This is a genomic window from Pseudomonas sp. PA27(2017) (genome assembly GCF_001945445.1).
Taxonomy (GTDB): domain Bacteria; phylum Pseudomonadota; class Gammaproteobacteria; order Pseudomonadales; family Pseudomonadaceae; genus Aquipseudomonas.
This window is the reverse complement of sequence record NZ_MSXW01000017.1, coordinates 12,518-31,871: the sequence shown is the minus strand read 5'-3', so window position 1 is coordinate 31,871 and position 19,354 is coordinate 12,518. Positions and strand designations below refer to the sequence as shown.

The window sequence follows — 19,354 nt, the reverse complement described above, 5'->3', positions numbered from 1 at the left end:
GCGCACCAGCTGGGTGTATTCCCTGCACGGGCGCAATTTCCTGCTGACCATGCAGCGCCTGCTGCAGGAGCGCGAACAACTCAGCGTGGTGGCCGACCAGATCGGTGCGCCGACCTGGGCCGGCAGCATCGCCGCCGCGACCGTGCAATTGGTCGAGCGCTGGCAACAGCAGCAAACCGAGGCCTGGGGCGTCTATCACTTCAGCGCGCGCGGTGAAACGTCCTGGTTCGGCTTCGCCGAGGCCATCGCCGCGCAATTGCTGGCACAGGGCAGAGCGGTCGCCGCACTGAAGCCCATCGCCACCACCGAGTACCCGACGCCAGCCAAGCGCCCGCTCAATTCGCGCCTGGACTGCAGCCGCCTGGAGCATGACTGGGGCGTGCGCCTGCCGGACTGGCACGACGGCCTGCTGCAGTGCCTGAGTAGAAACGTATGAGCTAACAGCGCGAGAGACGGTCTCAAGAACGAAGTGCCTGCAGGCATTTCAATCTTTGGTCGTGGATCTCGCCGTTTTACTGCGTAAATACATCCAATCGACGATTTCGCCCTCTGGGGCGTAGCCATTTACCGTATTCCGTAACAACTGACGAACACGGTCGTAGTCATCGTGTCCGACCGCCTCGAGAAGATCAGCCATGACCATTTTGAAGGACTCCCATGGTAGGTGCTCTTCGTTAGCAGACATGATCATCGGATGTTCGGTCGGGTTAACGTTGTCACCGATCAGAAGCTCCTCGTAGAGCTTCTCGCCCGGGCGTAAACCAGTGAACTCAATGGCAATATCACCGTTGGGGTTGGTATCGGAGCAGACACTGAGGCCGGTCAGGTGGATCATTTTCTCGGCCAGCTCGGCAATCTTCACCGGTTGCCCCATATCCAGCACGAACACATCGCCGCCCTGCCCCATGGAGCCGGCCTGAATCACCAATTGAGCCGCTTCGGGAATGGTCATGAAATAACGGGTGATGTTCGGATGGGTTACCGTCACCGGCCCACCCTTGCGAATCTGCTCGTAGAACCGCGGAATCACCGACCCCGAAGAACCGAGCACATTACCGAAACGCACCATGGTGAAACGGGTCTTGTTGACCTGATGCACACCTTCTTTGTCGCCAAATAGCACCGGTGCGCTTTCGCGGCTCAACGCCTGCAGCACCATCTCAGCCAAACGCTTGGTGCTACCCATCACATTGGTGGGGCGCACGGCCTTGTCGGTGGAGATCAAAACGAAGTGCTCGACGCCAGCCTTCAAAGCAGCCTGAGCGGTATGCAGCGAACCCAACACATTGTTCAATACGCCTTCGGCGATATTGTGCTCAACCATGGGCACATGCTTGTAGGCCGCCGCGTGATAAACGGTGTTCACATCCCAGGCACTCATTAACTCGACCTGGCGACTCTGGTTTCGTACCGAGCCCAAAACAGGCACCAGACGCACCGGCAACGACTCACGACGAACACGCTGCTCCAGTTCACTGTGAATCGCGTAGAGGTTGAATTCGCTATGTTCCAGCAACAGCATGGTTCTTGGGCCTGAGCCGAGGATCTGGCGGCACAGTTCAGAGCCAATTGAGCCCCCCGCCCCAGTCACTAGCACCACCTGGTCACGAATGCAGCGCTCGAACAACTCTCGCTGTGGCGGAACGGCATCACGCCCTAACAAGTCAGCAATGTCGACCTCTTGCACATCCTCGACTTTCACGCGACCACTGGCCAAATCCATGAAGCCAGGGACCGAACGCACGTGCAACGGATATTGTTCTAGCAGTTGCAGTATCGAACGACGGCGAGTGCGGGACACTGATGGTAGTGCGAGTAGTATCTCAACGGCACCGGTTTCATCGATCATCTGCTGAATATGCTTGGGTGAGTAAACGCGTAGGCCCGCGATGATCCGATTAGTAATACTCGCGTCGTCGTCGATGAACGCTACAGGTCTCATCGATCGCCCCATGCGCAGGGAGGCGGCCAATTGGTTGCCAGCCGAGCCAGCGCCATAGATAGCAACAGGCGGCGCGCCGGCATCGCGACTACTGAATTTGAAAGGCTGATCGGCAGCAAACCAGTGACCCATAAAAAACTGCCGCATTGCCAGACGCAACCCCCCGATGAGCATGATGCTCAGCCACCAATAGTTGAAAACCATGGAACGGGGAATCACTGCCCGCGCATCCTGATGCCAGTAGATCGCCAGCGCTAGAATCAATGCTGACAGAGAAACCGCCTTGGCGATGGCAATCAGTGCCTCGGTGCCGAAGTACCGCATCACGGCTCGGTACATGCCAAAGCGTATGAACAGCGGAATGGAGATCAATGGCACCAGCGCGAAGAGCCACAGATGGCCATCAAGCGGATAGATCTCTTCGAAATCCCCCAGGCGAACGACAAAGGCCAGCCACAATGCAGCCCACACTAATGCGACATCCACGCAGACTTGAATCATCCGCTTCTGACGGCGCCGCAACTTGACCAAGCGCGTTCTAAGCAACTCTGCAAACCTCAGCACAAAAACACCTCAAACCCTCAGGCTATGTCACTGCCAGCTATTGATCTGGCCATTGAAACGCAAGCGGGCAAAAACCAAACGCGTTAGCAGGATGGTTTTCCGCTTGCTGCTCTACCACCCAAACCCGATCTTACCTATTCGAAAAGCCGTGAAATCGCCATCAATAGCAATAAACCTCGAAGAAATATCTAGTACAAAGGTATGTCCCTAGCGAGGCCACCGCAGATAAACGGCTCACCCCCATAGCGGAAATATACTTCACGCTGGTTCGGCAATATCTGACCGCTGCTTCCGACAAAAACGGGGGAATGCGTGGCCACTACCTCACTGCTCAGTGAAAAACAGTTTAAACGATTACGATCACAAGTCTCCTGCTGCAAATCACGCTAGGTGATCGCTGCGCCGACCGGGAGCATATCCCAGTGCCTATAGGCACAGAAGTAGATACGCTAGATGGCAGGCACGCAGTTGCCGTCACGGCGCACCAGTTGGCGCTGCAGTTGAATGTCAGATTGCCGACCGAGTGGTCCTGGCAGACGCCTAAACCGCCTCAAATTGTAGGTGAGCAAATGCTGGGTTTTCTTGGTCATGAAATATTCTCGCAGAATGCTTGCAAGCACCGCCTGGATTTTATTTGAGATCAGGAAAAATACTGCTCCTCAATCCTTAGTCTACCAGCGATGCAAGAGGTAGAGTCGATACGACTGATAGCGGCCATCCCAGCTTTATGCTTTAGCAACGCACCTTTACCCGAGTACCCCCAATTTCTGCTAGCCTCAAGCTCTGCACAGCAGTGAAGCCAGATCAGCGCGCGAGATGTGGCATTCTCGTGAGAGATGGCAGTTGGGTGCCAACCGCAAGCATCTGACAGATCGAGTAATGGCAGCTCTGTGCGCAACGCGACTTGGCTTACAGGATGACGGAAACTCTTCTGAACGATTTAAGACTGCGGCAAGCGCCCGAAGGGAGGGACATTGCTTCCGTGCCCGCTACCTTGAGCGATTCCAAAATAGCCGGCAAACGGAAGCACTCCGTCATGAGGCCGTACCAAAAATGAGTCGTACGAAATCCTGCAAGATGCATAACCTAAATCTTCATCAACCACATCTCTTTTTTGCGCCTCAGAACAAGAGTGTTTAGAATCGCCTGACTGAGTGATCTGGTCGCCATTTTCCGTTGGAAAATGACCTTGCGAAACGACCAAGGTTTATGAGTTTCGTGCTAGGGTTCGTGATAACACAACCTGCTAAATGCGGGTTCGATAGGAATGAAGTGACGGCAAAGGTAGTGCCGGATCCCGCGAAAATATGCCAAAGCCAGACCTGATATCAAGCCTCAACCTTCCCTCCCACACACTAGGGCTCTTGCGCTCGAGTACTTGCGCCATCCCCACTCGCTCCCAAAGCTCATCTCACGTACATTTCATGCGGCTTTTGCAGTATCACGCAAGAGTGCACGATCGGAGCGCTGGGAATACTTGCAATGTAAGCGGAAAATTTGAGAACCATCGCGCATGGATAAAGCCGCCAAATCGTGCACTTAAACACTTCGCAGCGCCAGATAATGCCATCCGGCAGAACTTGTGCTTAAAAACATGCTTACTAAAAAACCCTATTAGAATTCTCCACTCAAGGATAACACCATGCCATTAGACTCCTGCCGACGTGTTCTGGCAGTGTTCGGCACGCGCCCAGAGGCCATAAAAATGGCTCCCGTTATTAGAAGGTTAAGTGAACAGCCCAACCTGGACGTACAAGTATGTGTAACGGGCCAGCACCGTCAACTCCTCGATCAAGTCCTGGAACTTTTTGATATCACGCCAGACTATGACCTGAACATCATGCGCCCGTCACAAAGCCTGGCAGATATTACATCTTTCGTACTATCCGGCATCGACGGCATCCTACAGCAGCACAAACCTGACCTTGTCCTTGTACATGGCGACACCACTACTACATTTGCCACTACATTAGCTTGTTTCTATCAGCGGATTTCGGTAGGTCACGTAGAAGCTGGTTTGCGCACAGGTAATCTTTATTCACCCTGGCCGGAAGAAATGAACCGAATGTTCACTGGCCGCATGTCCACCCTGCATTTCGCTCCAACAGAAAACTCCCGAGATAACTTATTGCGCGAAGGCGTCGATAAATACTCAGTCCACGTTACCGGCAACACAGTCATTGACGCGCTGCTGGAGATTGTCTCTCGAATCAACGCGGACTCAGCACTGCGTGACACGCTGGATCGGCAGTTCACCGAACGCGGAATCAATCTGGACAACTTCGTCTTGGTAACAGGGCATCGCCGGGAGAATTTCGGCTCCGGCATGGAGTCCGTTTGCCGAGGTCTGAAGCGTATCGGAGAAACTCTAGGAGTCGACGTCGTTTATCCCGTGCATCCCAATCCAAATATTAGCGGCCCGGTGCGGCGCCTCCTAGGTGGCCTGCCGAATATTCATCTCATCGAGCCCCAAGAGTACTTGCCTTTTGTGCACCTGATGAGCCGCTCTCGACTCATCTTTACTGACTCTGGAGGTATTCAGGAGGAAGCGCCGTCGCTAGGCAAGCCAGTTCTTGTAATGCGCGACACCACCGAGCGCCCCGAAGCTGTTGATGCAGGCACTGTGCTACTGGTCGGCACCGACGAAGAGCGCATGTTTACCGAAGCATCCCGACTGCTGCTGAACAACGACGAATATCAGCGCATGTCGATGAAGCATAATCCTTACGGGGACGGCACCGCTGCTGTCGCCATAGCCAAGATCATTGCAGGACATACCCAACATGCAAGCATCAAAAACTAAAGTATCCGTTGTTGGCTTGGGCTACATTGGCTTGCCGACTGCTGCTGTGCTAGCTAGTGTCGGCCATGATGTCATTGGCGTTGATGTCGATACCCACGTTGTAAATACCGTGAATCGTGGCGAAACGCACATTGTTGAGCCCGATCTGGATGGTCTGGTCAGCAGTGCCGTATCGAGTGGACGTTTGCGAGCCACGACCACTCCTGAGGAGGCTGATGCTTTCCTCATTGCCGTGCCGACGCCGTTTAAGGAGGGCAAGCAACCCGACCTGGTCTATATCGAGGCCGCAGCTCGCGCCCTTGCTCCGAAGTTGCGCCAGGGCAATCTTGTTATTCTCGAGTCTACCTCACCGGTTGGGGCCACAGAAAAACTCTCGGACTGGCTTAAACAGGAACGTCCTGATCTGCGACTGCCGTCACTGAATGGCGAAGAGGCTGACATATACATCGCTTACTGTCCGGAGCGCGTATTACCAGGCAGCACAGTGACCGAACTGGTCAAGAACGATCGTGTCATTGGTGGAATGACAATAGAGTGCGCTGCACGCGCTAGGGCGCTATATCAGACATTCGTACGTGGCGAATGCATACTCACTGATGCACGCACGGCGGAAATGACCAAGCTCACGGAAAACTCCTTCCGAGACGTTAACATTGCATTCGCGAATGAGCTTTCTGTGATCTGCGATGAACTAGACATCAACGTCTGGGAACTCATTACGCTCGCGAATCGCCATCCGCGCGTTAATATTCTCAAGCCTGGGCCAGGCGTGGGGGGGCACTGCATTGCAGTCGATCCGTGGTTCATAGTGGACTCTGCTCCGGAGTCCGCACGCTTAATCCGCACTGCTCGCGAGGTCAACGACGCTAAGCCACGGTGGGTCGAAAACAAAATTGAGCAGGCGATTGCTGAAGCAAGTAAATGCCTGGGTCGTAGTATCCACATTGCTTGCCTTGGCCTGGCCTTTAAACCAGATATCGACGACCTACGTGAAAGTCCCGCACTTGAGATTGCTCATACCGTAATCAAGAACAGCCCCAACGACGTGCTCGTGGTTGAACCTTACATCGACACGCTGCCTCACTCGCTAAGCGACAGCGGCAAGGCTCGCCTGGTCGATACAGCCACTGCAATCGAGCATTCCGACGTGCTCATATTGTTGGTAGACCATACCCAATTCAAGACTGTCGACCGTGCCAGCCTAGTCGGTAAGGTCGTCGTCGATACCCGTGGTGCATGGACCTGAGGTGCGTGCGTAATGACATCCTCCAAGTACTCCGCCGCGAAACGCGTTTTTTTCGCTGTTCTGAGCGTTACAGCGATCACGGCCGCTTCAGCATTCGCATACTTCCAGTCCAAGCCTGCACCCACAGTTCGCCTGGTCGACATCAAACCTGTAAGAATCATCAAAGAGGGCGATAAGGTTCTTATTGACTTCGGTAAGACCTGGTTCGGGAAAATAGATATCACTCCTAATGCCGCCAATCAGGATCGGACGATTACAGTCATCATGAAGGAGACATCCGAACCCAAGCCATTTGAAGCCATCGGACCAGAGCCTCCCGCAGTGCGGTTTGAGCTGGTGCCTGATATCAAGCTTGGCAAGAGCACGCTGACGGTGCCCTTACCTGAGCGTGACTCTCGGTTGATGCCGGAGCGCATTGGCGCGGTTATGCCGCTGCGATACGTCGAAATTATAGGCTGGAAAGGCGAGTTTCCAGCAGATGCGATTGGTATGCTCGCGGCGGTCGCCCAGCGGTACCAAGATACTGGCACTGTCACGTTCAAGGGGGCAGGCGACGCTGAGTTGAACGCGATTTGGGAGCTGTCCTCACACACCATGGCAGCAACCAGCTTTGCCGCATTGTTTGTCGATGGGGATCGTGAACGCCTGCCCTACGAAGCTGATGCTTATATAAATCAGTTGGGCTGGCACTACACAACAGGGGAAACCAGCGTGCCACGTCGCACGTTTGAACACCTCGTTGAAAACCCTTCCTGGCCTACGGAATGGCAAGCCCACATGCTGTTAATGGCCTGGGCAGATTACATGCACACGGGCGACAAGGCCTTCCTAGCAAAGCATTACGAGAGGCTGAAGTTTCTGACTTACCATGAACTCATGGGCGATATCGATGGACTGGTAGATGTCTCAAGCATGTCTCCAGAGTTCAAAGCGCGCACACGTATTAAAGAAAAAGTCGAAGATATTGTCGATTGGCTACCCACCGAGCGCGATGGACACGAAATGCGTCCTAAGAACACCGTGACCAACGCATTTATCTATATCAGCCTGGTCAAAATGTCGCATATTGCCAAGGCACTCGATAAAACAGACGACCAGAAGACATTCACTGACCTTGCGGATAAGCTACGTGACGGACTTTTTGCGCATGCGTCTCTTCCTAATGGATTATTGTCTGACGGAGTGGGGTCAACGCATACCTCAGCTCACAGCCTGTTCATCCCTCTTGCTTTCGGCCTCGTCCCTGAAGAGAAGAAGCCGCTTTTCATCGCAGCCTTGAAAGACCGCATTGCCAGCTACGATGGTGGATTTCCTGGCTCCATTTTTACCGCCCAGTATCTGCTTGAAGCCCTTTATCAAGAGGGGGAAGACCAAGCGGCTCTTGAATTGATCGTCAATCGCACTGACCGAGGCTGGCTGCATGCCATCGAAAAGTATGGCGCTACGGTTACTCATGAGGCATGGGACATCAAATATAAGTACAACGAGGACTGGACGCATGCCTGGGGCGCTGCTCCCGCTAACATCATGCCGCGCTTCATGGCAGGGGTAGAGCCGGTGGAGCCGGGTTGGAAGAAGTGGAGGCTTTCACCATCCAGGGCTTTGACCCAGAATCTGCAGGCCGTGATACCCACACCTCATGGCAGTATTTTGCTTCAGGTTCAGCCTGCCAATCAGCGTCTCGCCGTCACAGTTCCTGAAGGCAGCACCGCTGTCTATACGCAAGATAGTGGCGTTGTAATGGAGCTAGGCGCGGGTGAGCACACGCTTACCTGGAAAGCACATTGATCGCCGTTATCATGATGTTAATCGCGTCGCAATGGCCGCACAGTGCGAGCGCCTAGCCACTCAGGATAAGTTGCAGCAATGCTCCTGTCGATTGATTGGAGCATTTCCCGTTATGAGTCAGATCAACGATCAAGCCTGTTTCAAAGCAACTATGTCACTTAGAGAAGCTGAGCTCAGCGGATCATTTCGGATCGCTCGTTTCAATTTCAAAAAACCAACGCTGCCACCGGTTTTCTTATACTCTTGAGCAACACCCGCCAAAGTGTTTCTCAATCGGTTGAAGCAGAAACGCTAGACATTTTGGCAGCCACTGACATCGGCCTAGCAGGATTGCCCACCACGGTAACTCCCGGTGCCACGTCGCGCGTGACAACAGCGCCCATGCCAATAACAGCTCCCCGACCGATAACTCGAGGCTTGCCGGGGACACCCTGTTTAATGACTGCGCCTGCACCGATATATGCATGATCCTCGATCACCACATTGCCATTGCATTTCACGCCTGGCGCGAAAGTCACGAAATCGCCGATGACACAGTCATGCATAACATAACTGTAGCTGTTTGCATGGAACTGCTTTCCTATGCGAATATTAGCTGTTAGGTTGACGAAAGGAGCCAGGATGGCTCCCTCCCCAATTTCCACCCCATCCATGATTAGCGCGGTTTCGGCGCACAAGCTCCACAGCTTTATTCCGTGCTCAACGCAGCGTAAAGCCAGACGCTCGCGAATCTCACTATTGGCGATGGCCAAAACTGCATGACGCTGAACACTTTGCAACGCAAGAAAATCAGTGGCAGGCATACTGCGCTGCCCGTTAATCAACTGGTTTTCCTTCACCGCGTCATCTACAAATATAACCTGATCAGGCGAAACACCCTGCGCGCGCAATTGCTGCCGCGCCACATACATCATCTCGCGACCGAATCCACCCGCGCCATAAACAGCATATAAATCCATTACATCCACTCGCTTTCTACACCAGACTTCAGTTAACAGACTTGGAGGAGGATCCCACCGCGCCAACGACCCATTCGACCCAAGATTTGGAAAGACGCGCGCGACTGAACTCTTCTTCTGCTAATGCACGAGCCCTATCCCCCATTGCCTTCAGGGACTCTTTATCCTGAGCAGCGCTCTCCAGAGCGTCGGCAAATGCAGCCGGATCTGCCGGGGGCACCGCGAATCCACACTCGCGCGCTTCGATCATCGAAGCCAGCCAGCCAGGATAGTTGTTGAGTACGGGCACTCCTGCCGCGATGTAATCGAAAAACTTGTTAGGCGAGGTGCCGTAATAAAAAGCTGGTACATTTTCGAGTACCTGCAAACCGATGTCCGTACTCGCCATAAGCCCAGCAAGGCGCGTCTTACTGACAGAGTCATGAAACACAACATTATTCAGCTCTTCGCGGATCGCACGCTCCTGCAAAGCGGGCTTGAGCTTTCCTTGTCCGATCAGAAGAATCTTGATATCAGCCCTGCCACGGCTCTTCAGCACCGCCGCAGCATCCAGCACGGCACCCAGCCCATTGGCAACGCCGTGAGTGCCGGCAAATACAGCCATCAAATCGGCAGAAGCAATACCTTCCGGGCGCCACGGCTCTACGGAAACATCAAAAATATCTAGATCGCAACCATTGGGCACCAATGCAATGCGGTTCCGTGCGACACCTCGATGAGCAATCCCATCTACGATGCCCGGAGACAAACCCACCAGACGGTGAGCCGAGCGATAACTTAGCCACTCGAGCCCACCCATTAAGGCAAGCACGATGGGATTACGGATCACCCCCATGGCACGTGGCAGTTCGGGCCATAGGTCTCGTACTTCAAATACGAAGGGACGCCCCCGCAGCCACCGCGCAAGGATCCCCGGGATACCTGCTGTTAGTGGCGTAGTCGTTGCGAAAAGCACATCGTAATGCTCATTGAAAGCCAATACGACGCTTCGTAAAGAGAACTTTAAAAAAGTTGCAGAGCGTTTGAACAGGCCGTCATTATTGGAGTAGGCCAAACCGAGCTCGATAACATCGATGCCATCGACCAAGCCGCGGCGGATACCTCCTACAAAGGGCCCCGATAATCCAGTATCGCCACCCTGCATGCTGCCGCACACCATCGTGACTTGGTGTCCTTGGGCCAAGAGCTCACGGGCCATGGCATAAGAACGTATGGCGCCCGCACCGTATGGTGTTACGAAGTGCTGGTGGAAATATAAAATCTTCATGTTTTCCAGTTATAAACCGATGTCAACTGAGCGGCGTCATTCACCGCTACTTCAAGGACAGGTACAGGTGTTCGTTCGTAATAGTGCCGCGACTCCTCGCCTAGCACCAACGCCGCGTATTGCAGCGGGATGCTCGCAGAAACAGATAGGCAATCTCCGGATGAATGCTCCACGACGATGCCTACCGATTCAGCTTTGGTCGGCAAGACCTTCCACTGACCGGGAGCAAGCCTCCATCGCAGAACAGCCTGCCGAGCGAAACCACCAATACGGTCTTCGACACGCAACTCGCCAGGAACCAAAGTGACTCTGCGCTCGTGTCGTGCTCCTGCATGATCCTTATAGGCAGCCGCCGCATGGGATACCCGGCTACCCGCCTCCTGCAAGAAAGAAACGCTTTCAGCCCGCAGCCACGCTCCAAAAAGGAATCGGCTTAGGCGTGGCATTTGATCTCGCTCATCGAACTGAACAGTGTTATGACCCTCCGTCCCCGTGAAATAAGCCGATGAGGCCGGATCCGTGTTGTAGCTGTACGTGCCTGCATCCCGCAGGAGATTCAGCCCACCTACCCATAGATCAACATGCAGGGCATCGGCTTGGCTCGGACGAAAACGAAACCGCGGATAACGCAACAAAGCCATTGCGTCGGCTTGTTTCAAAATCGCAAAACCGCCGTCGTCAGCCCACAATCCCCTACGAGGAGGTGCAGACGGCAGATTCATATCGACACCTAACCACTCGGGCAGGGTGTCCCAACTGCCAGGCTGGGCATAGGCTCTTTGTCTAGCGAAAAGGGCTAACGCCCACTGTACCGAGGGCCGATAATCGCGATAGGCAGTATCAGCTAACTGGAATAGTCTGGCGCCGTCATTCGCGCCGACATTGGGGCCGTCACCACTGACCGGGTCGACCATCTCATACAGCCAACGCGCCGCTGCATGAGCGCGCTGTTGAAAGCCTGCGTTAAAAACCGGTTCCCCCAGACGAAGCCGCCAAAGCTCAGCAAAACTGAGTGCGTCAAGCATCATGCGGTGATAGTTGAGCGAGTACTGGCTAAAAGTGCCCTGCTTGCCAATCAACCGGCTCGAGCGATTGCACAACAGAGCGCGCCCACTTGCCGCCCATGCGTGCCCGCGGGGGTCGCCCAACGTTGCCAACCAACTCCCCCCCACAAAAAGCGCCGCGGCCTCTGAGGTGCCATGGTTATTATCCTGAGCAACGGCATAATGCCGCGTCGGAGCAATACGCTGCAAATGCACAACTAATAGTGCACTCAAGCCAGGCAGAGCCTGATCCGCATCCTGACCTAGCATGATCGCGGCCGCGGCCAGGTGAAGAACGCGCAGTGACGCTTCTTGGCCGCATTTCCAGTTAGGTCCAAGATAAGGGGCGTTAGCTTGGCTCCAGTCCTGCAACCAAGTATTCAGTCGAACCATGGCCGCCGAATCCCCTTGCCTGCCGCGCTGAGCAAAAGCCAAAACCCAGTCGAAGCGGGACAGCTCCCACAGCAACTTTATGTCCCCAACCTTGGGATCAAAGTCCGGGATATGCCACCACGGTCGTAAAGGGTCGTGCAGCGAGACACCGGTAAGTGGGTTCACCATCCATCGTGGCGGTGAGTCCGAACACGAGACCGGCCAGCGGCTGAACAGACTACCCGCATCTTGCCAAGCCGACACTACCGGCAAGGAGCTGGGCTCAGCAACGGAGGCAGCAAAGAACGGACCTTGAGGCGGTGCGGCACGCAGCCGGATGACCGGATGCACACCTAACCGCACGCCTACACGGTATGAAAGAGCCCTAGCAACATTCGGCAAGCCTAGCGACAAGACCGCACGAATCCTCTCAAGTCTGCTCAAGGCTGGGTCCTACTGCGCGCGTAGCAGTGCAGCAGCTTCCAACGACGCAGCAGCCACCTCGAAAATTTCCTCGCTAGGAATCGCGGGCTGGCCATTGCGAAGGCCATCTAGGAATGCTGCGGCACAAGCAGACTGGCCTTTGTCCTGCCGCCAAGCTGACATCTTCTTGAAGCCCGGCCAGCCGAAGCCTTGCAATTTGCGGAAGTTGTCCAGTTGCAACACACCACCCGCAGCGAACACCTCGACACGTTCCTTTGGAAAACTCGCAGCGCCGTTAGCGAGATACATGATCGTCCCAAATGACCCATCCTCGAAGCCCAGCGTGATCGCGGCCTTATCTTCATTAACCAGCACACCTGGATTGTCCCCCATGCGTCGAGCCTGCACAGATACAATTGGACTTCCGGCCAGGAAACGCATCAGGTCGATGAAATGGCAGGCCTCCCCGATGATGCGACCGCCACCGACGCTATTGTCCTGTGTCCAATGATTTGCCGGGATAGTGCCGGCATTCATGGTCATAATGAACGATTTCGGCTCTTTGACCGGCGCGAGCAGTTGTTTCATTTTTTGAACATGGGGCGCAAAACGACGATTGAAACCGACCATTAATTGAGGTGTACGACCGGCCTCATGCTGCGCGGAATAGGCAACGCGAACCATCTCGAGCCCCTCCGCATCGATAGCCAAGGGCTTTTCGACAAAGACGTTCTTGCCAGCGTTCAAGGCCTGGGCAGTAAAGCGCGCATGTGAATCATGGCGAGTTACAATCACGACCGTATTGATAGTGGAGTTGGTAATCAGCGCATCGGTATCGCTTGTGGCCTCAACGAAGCCTGCTTTCTCACCGTGAATTACACCATTGACCCCGCCTGCTGTGGCAATGCTGTGAAACTGTGCGCCTGCCGCTTTGAATGCGGGAATGAGCATGCGAGACGCGTAATTGCCAGCGCCGATGAAACCCAATACAGGTTGCTGCGCCACAAAAATTACGTCGGGACGCAATACAACGGTTTTACTCTGCCGAGTTGAAGCAGCTGAAGTGTACTGCAGCAAGATCCCCAAGCCGGATTTATCGCTGGTTAACGACTCATATGCACGTTCAGCGTCCTCGAAAGCATAGCGGTGAGAAATAAGAGGCGTGACGTTGAGATGCCCGCTTGACATCAAATCCAGCACGGCTTCGAAGTTCCGCTGCTCAGTCCAACGCACGAAACCTAAGGGATAATCGCGCCCCTTATCCTCGTAATCAGGATCATAGCGGCCAGGCCCATACGAGCAAGAGACCTGGAAGCTCAATTCCTTTTCGTAGAAATCAGCACGATTCAACTCAAGGCCCGTTACACCTACCAGCACGATACGACCACGTTTGCGCGACATACGGGCTGCCTGCGTGACGGGATCGGAGGACTTTGTGGACGCTGTAATGATAACACCGTCCACCCCCTGCCCCCGGCTGAATGCAAGTCCCGCAGCAACAGGATCTTCCCCACGGCCAGGATTGCAAACCTGAGCTCCAAACTGCTGCGCCAGCGCGAGTTTATTGTCGTCGAAATCGATAGCCAGTACCCGGCACCCTTGAGAGCGCAACAACTGAACTGTCAGCAGACCGATCAAGCCCGCGCCAGTGACGACGAAATTCTCGCCAAGCGTTGGCAGCGCCAACCGTATGCCTTGAAGGCCAATACTGGCCACTACAGCAAACGATGCCGACTCGTCGTCTACGCCGTCAGGAATCACCGCGCAAAGATTCTGCGACACACTCACGACGTCAGCATGCGGCCCGTTGGAAACTACACGGTCGCCAGCCTTGATGCCGCGCACATCTTCGCCGACCTCACTCACTACCCCCACGTTGCAGTACCCGAGCGGTAAGGGTTGCGCTAGTTTGGAGCGCACCGCATCCGCAGTGGTCAGCAGACCATCGGTGCGTGCCTTCTCAATCACCATCTTGACCCGTTCGGGTTGCTGCATTGCCTTTTCAAGGTAGGAGGCCTTGCCAAAACCGACCAGCATACGTTCAGTACCGGCCGAGATCAGACTCACTGACGTATTAATCAGCACCCCGCTACGCCGCAGCGAAGGCACGGGTGATTCAGCAATGTAAGTGGTACCTTTGCCCATATCCTGCAGGATCTGTTTCATAGTCAACTCAAAAAATGTGTCTTGTCAGGAGAGCCTTGCAGGCTTTGCATAATTGATCAGCACGGCTCGGTAAGGCCCTTTGAACACGAACATGCTGCCGGCAGCAGCGCCGACGATACCGACCTCATCTATAAGAGCCTGCATATCATCGACAGAACCAGCGCCGCCAATAAAAGACAGTGGTGAAGACACCACTGAACGTACACTTTTGGCCAATGCCAGGTCGTAACCTGACATCTCGCCGTCACGATCAATGGAATTGATCACTATCTCACCTGCACCTAGCTCCACCGCCTTGCGGCAGAAGTCCAGAAGATCAACCTTCTGCTTGTCCTGACCGTTGCGGGTATAAACCGTATAACCGGGAAAGAACTTGTTCTTGCGAACATCCAACGTGACAACCACGCTTTGCGCTCCCACTGCTTGTGCCACCTCACTGATGAGCTCAGGGCGCACCAATGCCGCGGCACTGAGCGATACCTTCTCGAAGCCCGAAGCGATGATCCTGGCCGCCTCGGCAGCTTGTGTCACGCCGCCACCGTAGCAAAGAGGCATACGCGACTCGACAGCTAAGCTCTTTAGCAAAGCGAAATTGGGAGCGCGGCGCTGCGCAGCCGCATCAATGTCAAGGACGACCAACTCGTCGACTTCCTTTTCATTGAAAATCTTCACAGCGTTCAGTGGGTCACCAACATACTTCGGATCCTTGAATTGACGGGTCTTGACTAAGCCGCCGTCCTGTATCAAAAGACAGGGAATAATTCTGGAACGCAACATGCTCAGACTCCGGCGAAATTACGGAATATGGCCATGCCGTTGGAATGGCTTTTCTCAGGGTGAAATTGCAGGCCAATAACGTTATCGTGCATCACGCCGCAGACTAGCTCGCTGCCATAGTCGACAGTGGTGATAACATCATCGGGCTGAGCAGCATCAAAGAAGTAACTGTGCAAGAAATAAAAACCCCTATGACAGTCTACCTCGTCGAAAATGGCATGCTCGCGCTTCAACGTAATCGAATTCCAGCCCATGTGCGGAAGACGCGGCGCGTCTGGCAAGTTCGACGCATCGATCTTGCATACTTTACCAGGAATCCAGCCCAGTCCAGGGAGCGCCCCTTCTTCGCTGGAATCGGCCAGGATCTGCATGCCTACGCAGATACCCATCACCTTCTTTTTGTTGACCAGCACCTGCTCATTAAGTAGATCAACCATGCCTGACCCGCGCAGATAAGACATTGTTGTGTCAAAGGCTCCAACGCCGGGCAGCACATAACGATCGGCGCGTGCCAATTCACCCAGATCCCCGGTAATACAATGGGCTATCTTGAGCTGCTTGTAGATGTTAGCGATGGCGCCGACATTGCCAGAGCCGTAATCAATAATGGCGATCATCGTTTTACCGCTCGCTCGACCCCAACAGCCTTAAGTAACTTAGCTCCCAAGTCGAATAACCACTCCTGGTTCTTATAATCCTTGTAAGTTTTTTTGGGCATTGCATGATAACCACGTAGCGTGTCGGTCGTAATGCCAAGCTTGGTGGCAATGTACTCAAAATCCTCGTCGATCGTGGCAGGATCGTATGCTGGATGCTTGAGATGCTCAAGGGCTTCTTCCCGCGTCATCTGGCCCGTTTGAATGAGGCTAGAATACTGGACGCGGCGAGTATCATAGCCAAATCGAGTAGGCAGCCAATATGCCTCATAAAACTTGGTAAACCTGGATTCAAAATGCTTTTGAGGGTACGGACGCCATCCGTACATCTCGGACAAGGTACGCGCAGCACTTTCCTTGGTATAAGGCAAGAAGTTAAGCGGCTTAACCACCTTAACTCCACGAAAATAGCGCAGATATACCTTATGAAACAGGATACTGCTGAACGGATAAGTCTTAAGTGGCCGCGTGCCAAACCGATGATGAATATCCTTCAACTGGGCCATGTCGGTGCCGTAGTAAAGCCACTCTTTAGGGTTGCGAACGCACTCGGTAGCGTAGTTACCACCATTTACTATATATTTGATATTATGTTTATTGGCAAAGTGATACAGCGTTGCGATAAAAGCGTGATCCTGTGGAATATCAAGATGCGGAACACCAGACTTGAAGAAGGCCAATTGAAAATCCTTCATCTCTTCCCAGTTGATAACTTCGGTATAAAGATCCAGCCCCAACTTATCGACGATCACCTGGATGTTATTGACCGCCAGATCGGTATTCCAGCCACCATCCACATGAAAGACCAGAGGACGCAAGCCGAACTCACTGACAGCCAGATGTAGCAAATACGAACTATCAAGTCCCCCGCTCATACCCATGATGCAATCGAAAGGCTTACCCTTACCACTAGCCTTGATCTCTTCGACCATCCTGGCGAACATCCGCTTGCCTTCGTCATTGGGATGCCAGTTGGGCAACACATCCGCCTCAAATCCGAGGCAGTGATCGCACACGCCGTTTTCATCAAAGCGGATCTTGGAGTCCGAAGTGTCCATTACGCACTTGGAGCAGACTTGGTAAGGCATGAAAAAAGCTTCCTGATAGAAGTAGTCAGAGTGCCGACATCAACCCAGCACTTTCACATATTTACGATATTCGCGATGCGCATCACGAGCCATCTGCCAGCGGCGCTTGCCAGGCAAAGTTGCCAGCGAAGCATGCCAGTGATGCAGAACCTGCACGCCAGGGTCATAGTAGACCTTGAACCCTTTGTCCTGCAGCTGTTTACTGAGAAAGAATTCCTCCGACATCATAAAAGTCGGGGCCCAGAGTTTGCCGAACAATTCGAAAAATTTTGGCCCAAGAATATAGCAAGAACCGTGACCCTGATAGATTGGCCTCGCAACACGCCACTGCTGCTCGTCGGTGCGCTCAGATAGCGAAGGCATCAGTGAAGCCAGCTTGAGCATGAGCATGCCCACGTAGTAGTTCGAGTAATAGACATCATAGAAAAACTCCCGCACTTTACTGATGCGTTCAATCACGTGGGGGTTTTGATGCTCGCCGTCAAGCGTCACAACATCCGGAGAAATAACTGGGAATGTCGAAAAATGGCTGAGTTTTCCCTCAATATTGTCAATGAAGTCCTTAGGGAACTCCAAATCGTTATTACCGACAACCATCCAACCAAGGTCAGGATAGTTCATCCGCAATCGCTCAATACCGGCATTTAGGCCGCTAAAATAGCCCGAATTATTTGGCGAATAGATAACATCGACCGAAGAAAATTCTTTCTGAATACCACGCAATATCTCGACATTTTCTTTGTCAGATGCATTGTCCACGATGACGATTTTACAATCGTGCCCCGGAATTTTTAGTAGCGTATCGACAGCAACGCGTGTATAGGCGCTGTTGTTGTAATTTGTACAGACATAACCCAGCTTCATCGGGGTCCCACCTTACTGAATATCGATTCACTCATCGAGATGAAATTTATCAAGACGCGCTACTTCCTTAGGTAAATCGTATGAGCGCAGGCGCCATACCACATAAAATTTATTAAACATCAGCAACGCGGCCGTGATTAGCACACTAGCAACCACACTGCTCCAGATGAACAGGCTGATGATGAATGAGGAATAGAAGAAACCGATCGAGTGCACAAAAAACGAAACCGTCCACGCGGGACGCCGCAAGCGCAGCATTAGATAATACGAAATATGCAAGCCGACACCAGCAATAAAAAGCACTAGAAACCCACCCCATAGCCCAAAATCAATTATTAGACCACGAAACATTGTGTAAATATTGGTTTGAACAACGTTCTGGTACACGAAATACTCGGTGTAAACGCCGTCAGGCACATGCCCAGTCTCTCCCAACAACTTAGCAAACGCCATAAACGTATAAAAACCATATTGACCAAGATTGTCGCGGTACTGAAACGCCCCCCCTTGACCTAGATAGTAGGCGAACCAGTCGGAAAAAGCATAAATATGTGCAGCTGCATATGAAGCGAAAAGGCGAGTTAGTTGACGCTCAAGCTCATCACCGCTCAAATCACTTAAGCCACGCGCCAGAAATGACGCAACAATGAAACTCACGACCAGAATACCATAGGGCACTATCCGGCGGATTTCACGCAGGGTAATAAGAGACAAATCTCCGCGCATAACCTTGCAAAAGAGTGTTGACGCCCAAAACATCACCATTACTAAAAACAAATTACCCTTAGCTCCTTGCAACAGCATTGCCAGCACGGAGGGCAGAAATATAAGTCCTAGCAACAACAAGCTATGCATAGTGCCGCGACGGCAAGAAGCGAAGACCAACCCTCCCAGTACGGCACTAGGGTATTGAAGCACAAAGCTCAGCTGGGCATAAACATTTGGCTGCAATGTGTTACTATAACGCTTTGCGATCATTTCGTTTGCAATTGTCAGCGGCTTTGTAATCGCAGCCTCAAACGTTACACCCTGAACCCCCAAATCAATCAAAAGACAGATAATAGTTAGGCTACTGCCGACGTAGAAACAAAGCCGCAAAAATGAGTTATTATAGCACTCGGGCTCATATAGGCCCGGCCTGAGATCAAACACCTCTTTCCATCGAAAGAGATATCCTGATGCCGAGAAGACAACACAGGCAAACAGAATATAGGCAGTTCCCGCAGGATTGACCGGGATGTCCCATAGTACAGCTAAGGGAATGAAAGTGTAGAGGAACCAAAAGATACCGAATATGCATCCTGGGATGATCCACGTACCAGAATGACGGCGCAACATCCATGCTTGCAGCAGAATAAGCATGCTGAATGCCAAGGCGATAATCTTGCCTTCCATA

14 protein-coding genes are annotated in these 19,354 nt (G+C 53.1%); 4 read left to right on the top strand and 10 right to left on the bottom strand.

Annotation, left to right across the window (positions count from 1 at the left end; all coding sequences use genetic code 11):
* Nucleotides 1–436 (top strand): sugar nucleotide-binding protein (locus BVH06_RS09500; RefSeq protein WP_139315607.1); only part of this gene is annotated, 436 nt, incomplete at its 5' end.
* A 48-nt stretch (nt 437–484) separates the two neighbouring features.
* Here the strand turns inward: BVH06_RS09500 and BVH06_RS09495 are convergent.
* On the bottom strand, nt 485–2,443 hold the full coding sequence (locus tag BVH06_RS09495; RefSeq protein WP_083651962.1) for a nucleoside-diphosphate sugar epimerase/dehydratase: 1,959 nt from the start codon (nt 2,441–2,443) through the stop codon (nt 485–487).
* A gap of 1,705 nt (nt 2,444–4,148) precedes the next feature.
* Between BVH06_RS09495 and wecB the strand changes: the two genes are divergently transcribed.
* The 3 genes from wecB to BVH06_RS09480 are packed head-to-tail and all read left to right on the top strand — an operon-like array spanning nt 4,149 to nt 8,343.
* Nucleotides 4,149–5,309 carry a non-hydrolyzing UDP-N-acetylglucosamine 2-epimerase gene (gene wecB, locus BVH06_RS09490; protein ID WP_075933906.1) on the top strand — a complete coding sequence of 387 codons (1,161 nt, stop codon included), beginning with the start codon at nt 4,149–4,151 and terminating at the stop codon, nt 5,307–5,309.
* Nucleotides 5,290–6,555: a UDP-N-acetyl-D-mannosamine dehydrogenase gene (wecC, locus tag BVH06_RS09485; RefSeq protein ID WP_075933905.1), complete on the top strand. Its 1,266-nt coding sequence runs from the start codon at nt 5,290–5,292 to the stop codon at nt 6,553–6,555. The genes wecB and wecC overlap by 20 nt, the downstream gene beginning before the upstream one ends.
* 12 nt (nt 6,556–6,567) lie before the next feature.
* On the top strand, nt 6,568–8,343 hold the full coding sequence (locus BVH06_RS09480; RefSeq protein ID WP_075933904.1) for an alpha-L-rhamnosidase C-terminal domain-containing protein: 1,776 nt from the start codon (nt 6,568–6,570) through the stop codon (nt 8,341–8,343).
* Between the two features lie 269 nt (nt 8,344–8,612).
* Here the strand turns inward: BVH06_RS09480 and BVH06_RS09475 are convergent, their stop codons facing one another.
* The 9 genes from BVH06_RS09475 to BVH06_RS09435 all read right to left on the bottom strand — a co-directional run bounded on the left by BVH06_RS09475 (nt 8,613) and on the right by BVH06_RS09435 (nt 19,353).
* Nucleotides 8,613–9,302 (bottom strand): acetyltransferase, encoded by a 690-nt coding sequence (locus BVH06_RS09475; protein ID WP_075933903.1) that lies wholly within the window; start codon nt 9,300–9,302, stop codon nt 8,613–8,615.
* A 28-nt stretch (nt 9,303–9,330) separates the two neighbouring features.
* Entirely contained in the window at nt 9,331–10,569 is a 1,239-nt protein-coding gene (locus BVH06_RS09470; RefSeq protein ID WP_075933902.1) for a glycosyltransferase family 4 protein, read from the bottom strand.
* Complete coding sequence (locus tag BVH06_RS09465) at nt 10,566–12,173, bottom strand: heparinase II/III-family protein (protein ID WP_256575159.1); 1,608 nt, start codon at nt 12,171–12,173, stop codon at nt 10,566–10,568. The genes BVH06_RS09470 and BVH06_RS09465 overlap by 4 nt, the downstream gene beginning before the upstream one ends.
* 264 nt (nt 12,174–12,437) lie before the next feature.
* Nucleotides 12,438–14,573 (bottom strand): bi-domain-containing oxidoreductase, encoded by a 2,136-nt coding sequence (locus tag BVH06_RS09460; protein ID WP_075933900.1) that lies wholly within the window; start codon nt 14,571–14,573, stop codon nt 12,438–12,440.
* 24 nt (nt 14,574–14,597) lie between these two features.
* The gene (locus tag BVH06_RS09455) at nt 14,598–15,350 is read right to left on the bottom strand and encodes an AglZ/HisF2 family acetamidino modification protein (RefSeq protein ID WP_075933899.1); all 753 of its coding nucleotides are present in this window, start codon (nt 15,348–15,350) and stop codon (nt 14,598–14,600) included.
* 2 nt (nt 15,351–15,352) lie between these two features.
* Nucleotides 15,353–15,967, bottom strand: coding sequence for an imidazole glycerol phosphate synthase subunit HisH (hisH, locus tag BVH06_RS09450; RefSeq protein ID WP_075933898.1), 615 nt, complete (start codon nt 15,965–15,967; stop codon nt 15,353–15,355).
* Complete coding sequence (locus tag BVH06_RS09445; protein WP_075933897.1) at nt 15,964–17,094, bottom strand: N-acetyl sugar amidotransferase; 1,131 nt, start codon at nt 17,092–17,094, stop codon at nt 15,964–15,966. The genes hisH and BVH06_RS09445 overlap by 4 nt, the downstream gene beginning before the upstream one ends.
* 39 nt (nt 17,095–17,133) lie before the next feature.
* Complete coding sequence (locus BVH06_RS09440) at nt 17,134–17,958, bottom strand: glycosyltransferase (protein WP_075933896.1); 825 nt, start codon at nt 17,956–17,958, stop codon at nt 17,134–17,136.
* Nucleotides 17,959–17,985: 27 nt separating this feature from the next.
* Nucleotides 17,986–19,353, bottom strand: coding sequence for an O-antigen polymerase (locus tag BVH06_RS09435; RefSeq protein WP_075933895.1), 1,368 nt, complete (start codon nt 19,351–19,353; stop codon nt 17,986–17,988).
* Nucleotide 19,354 lies beyond the last annotated feature (1 nt).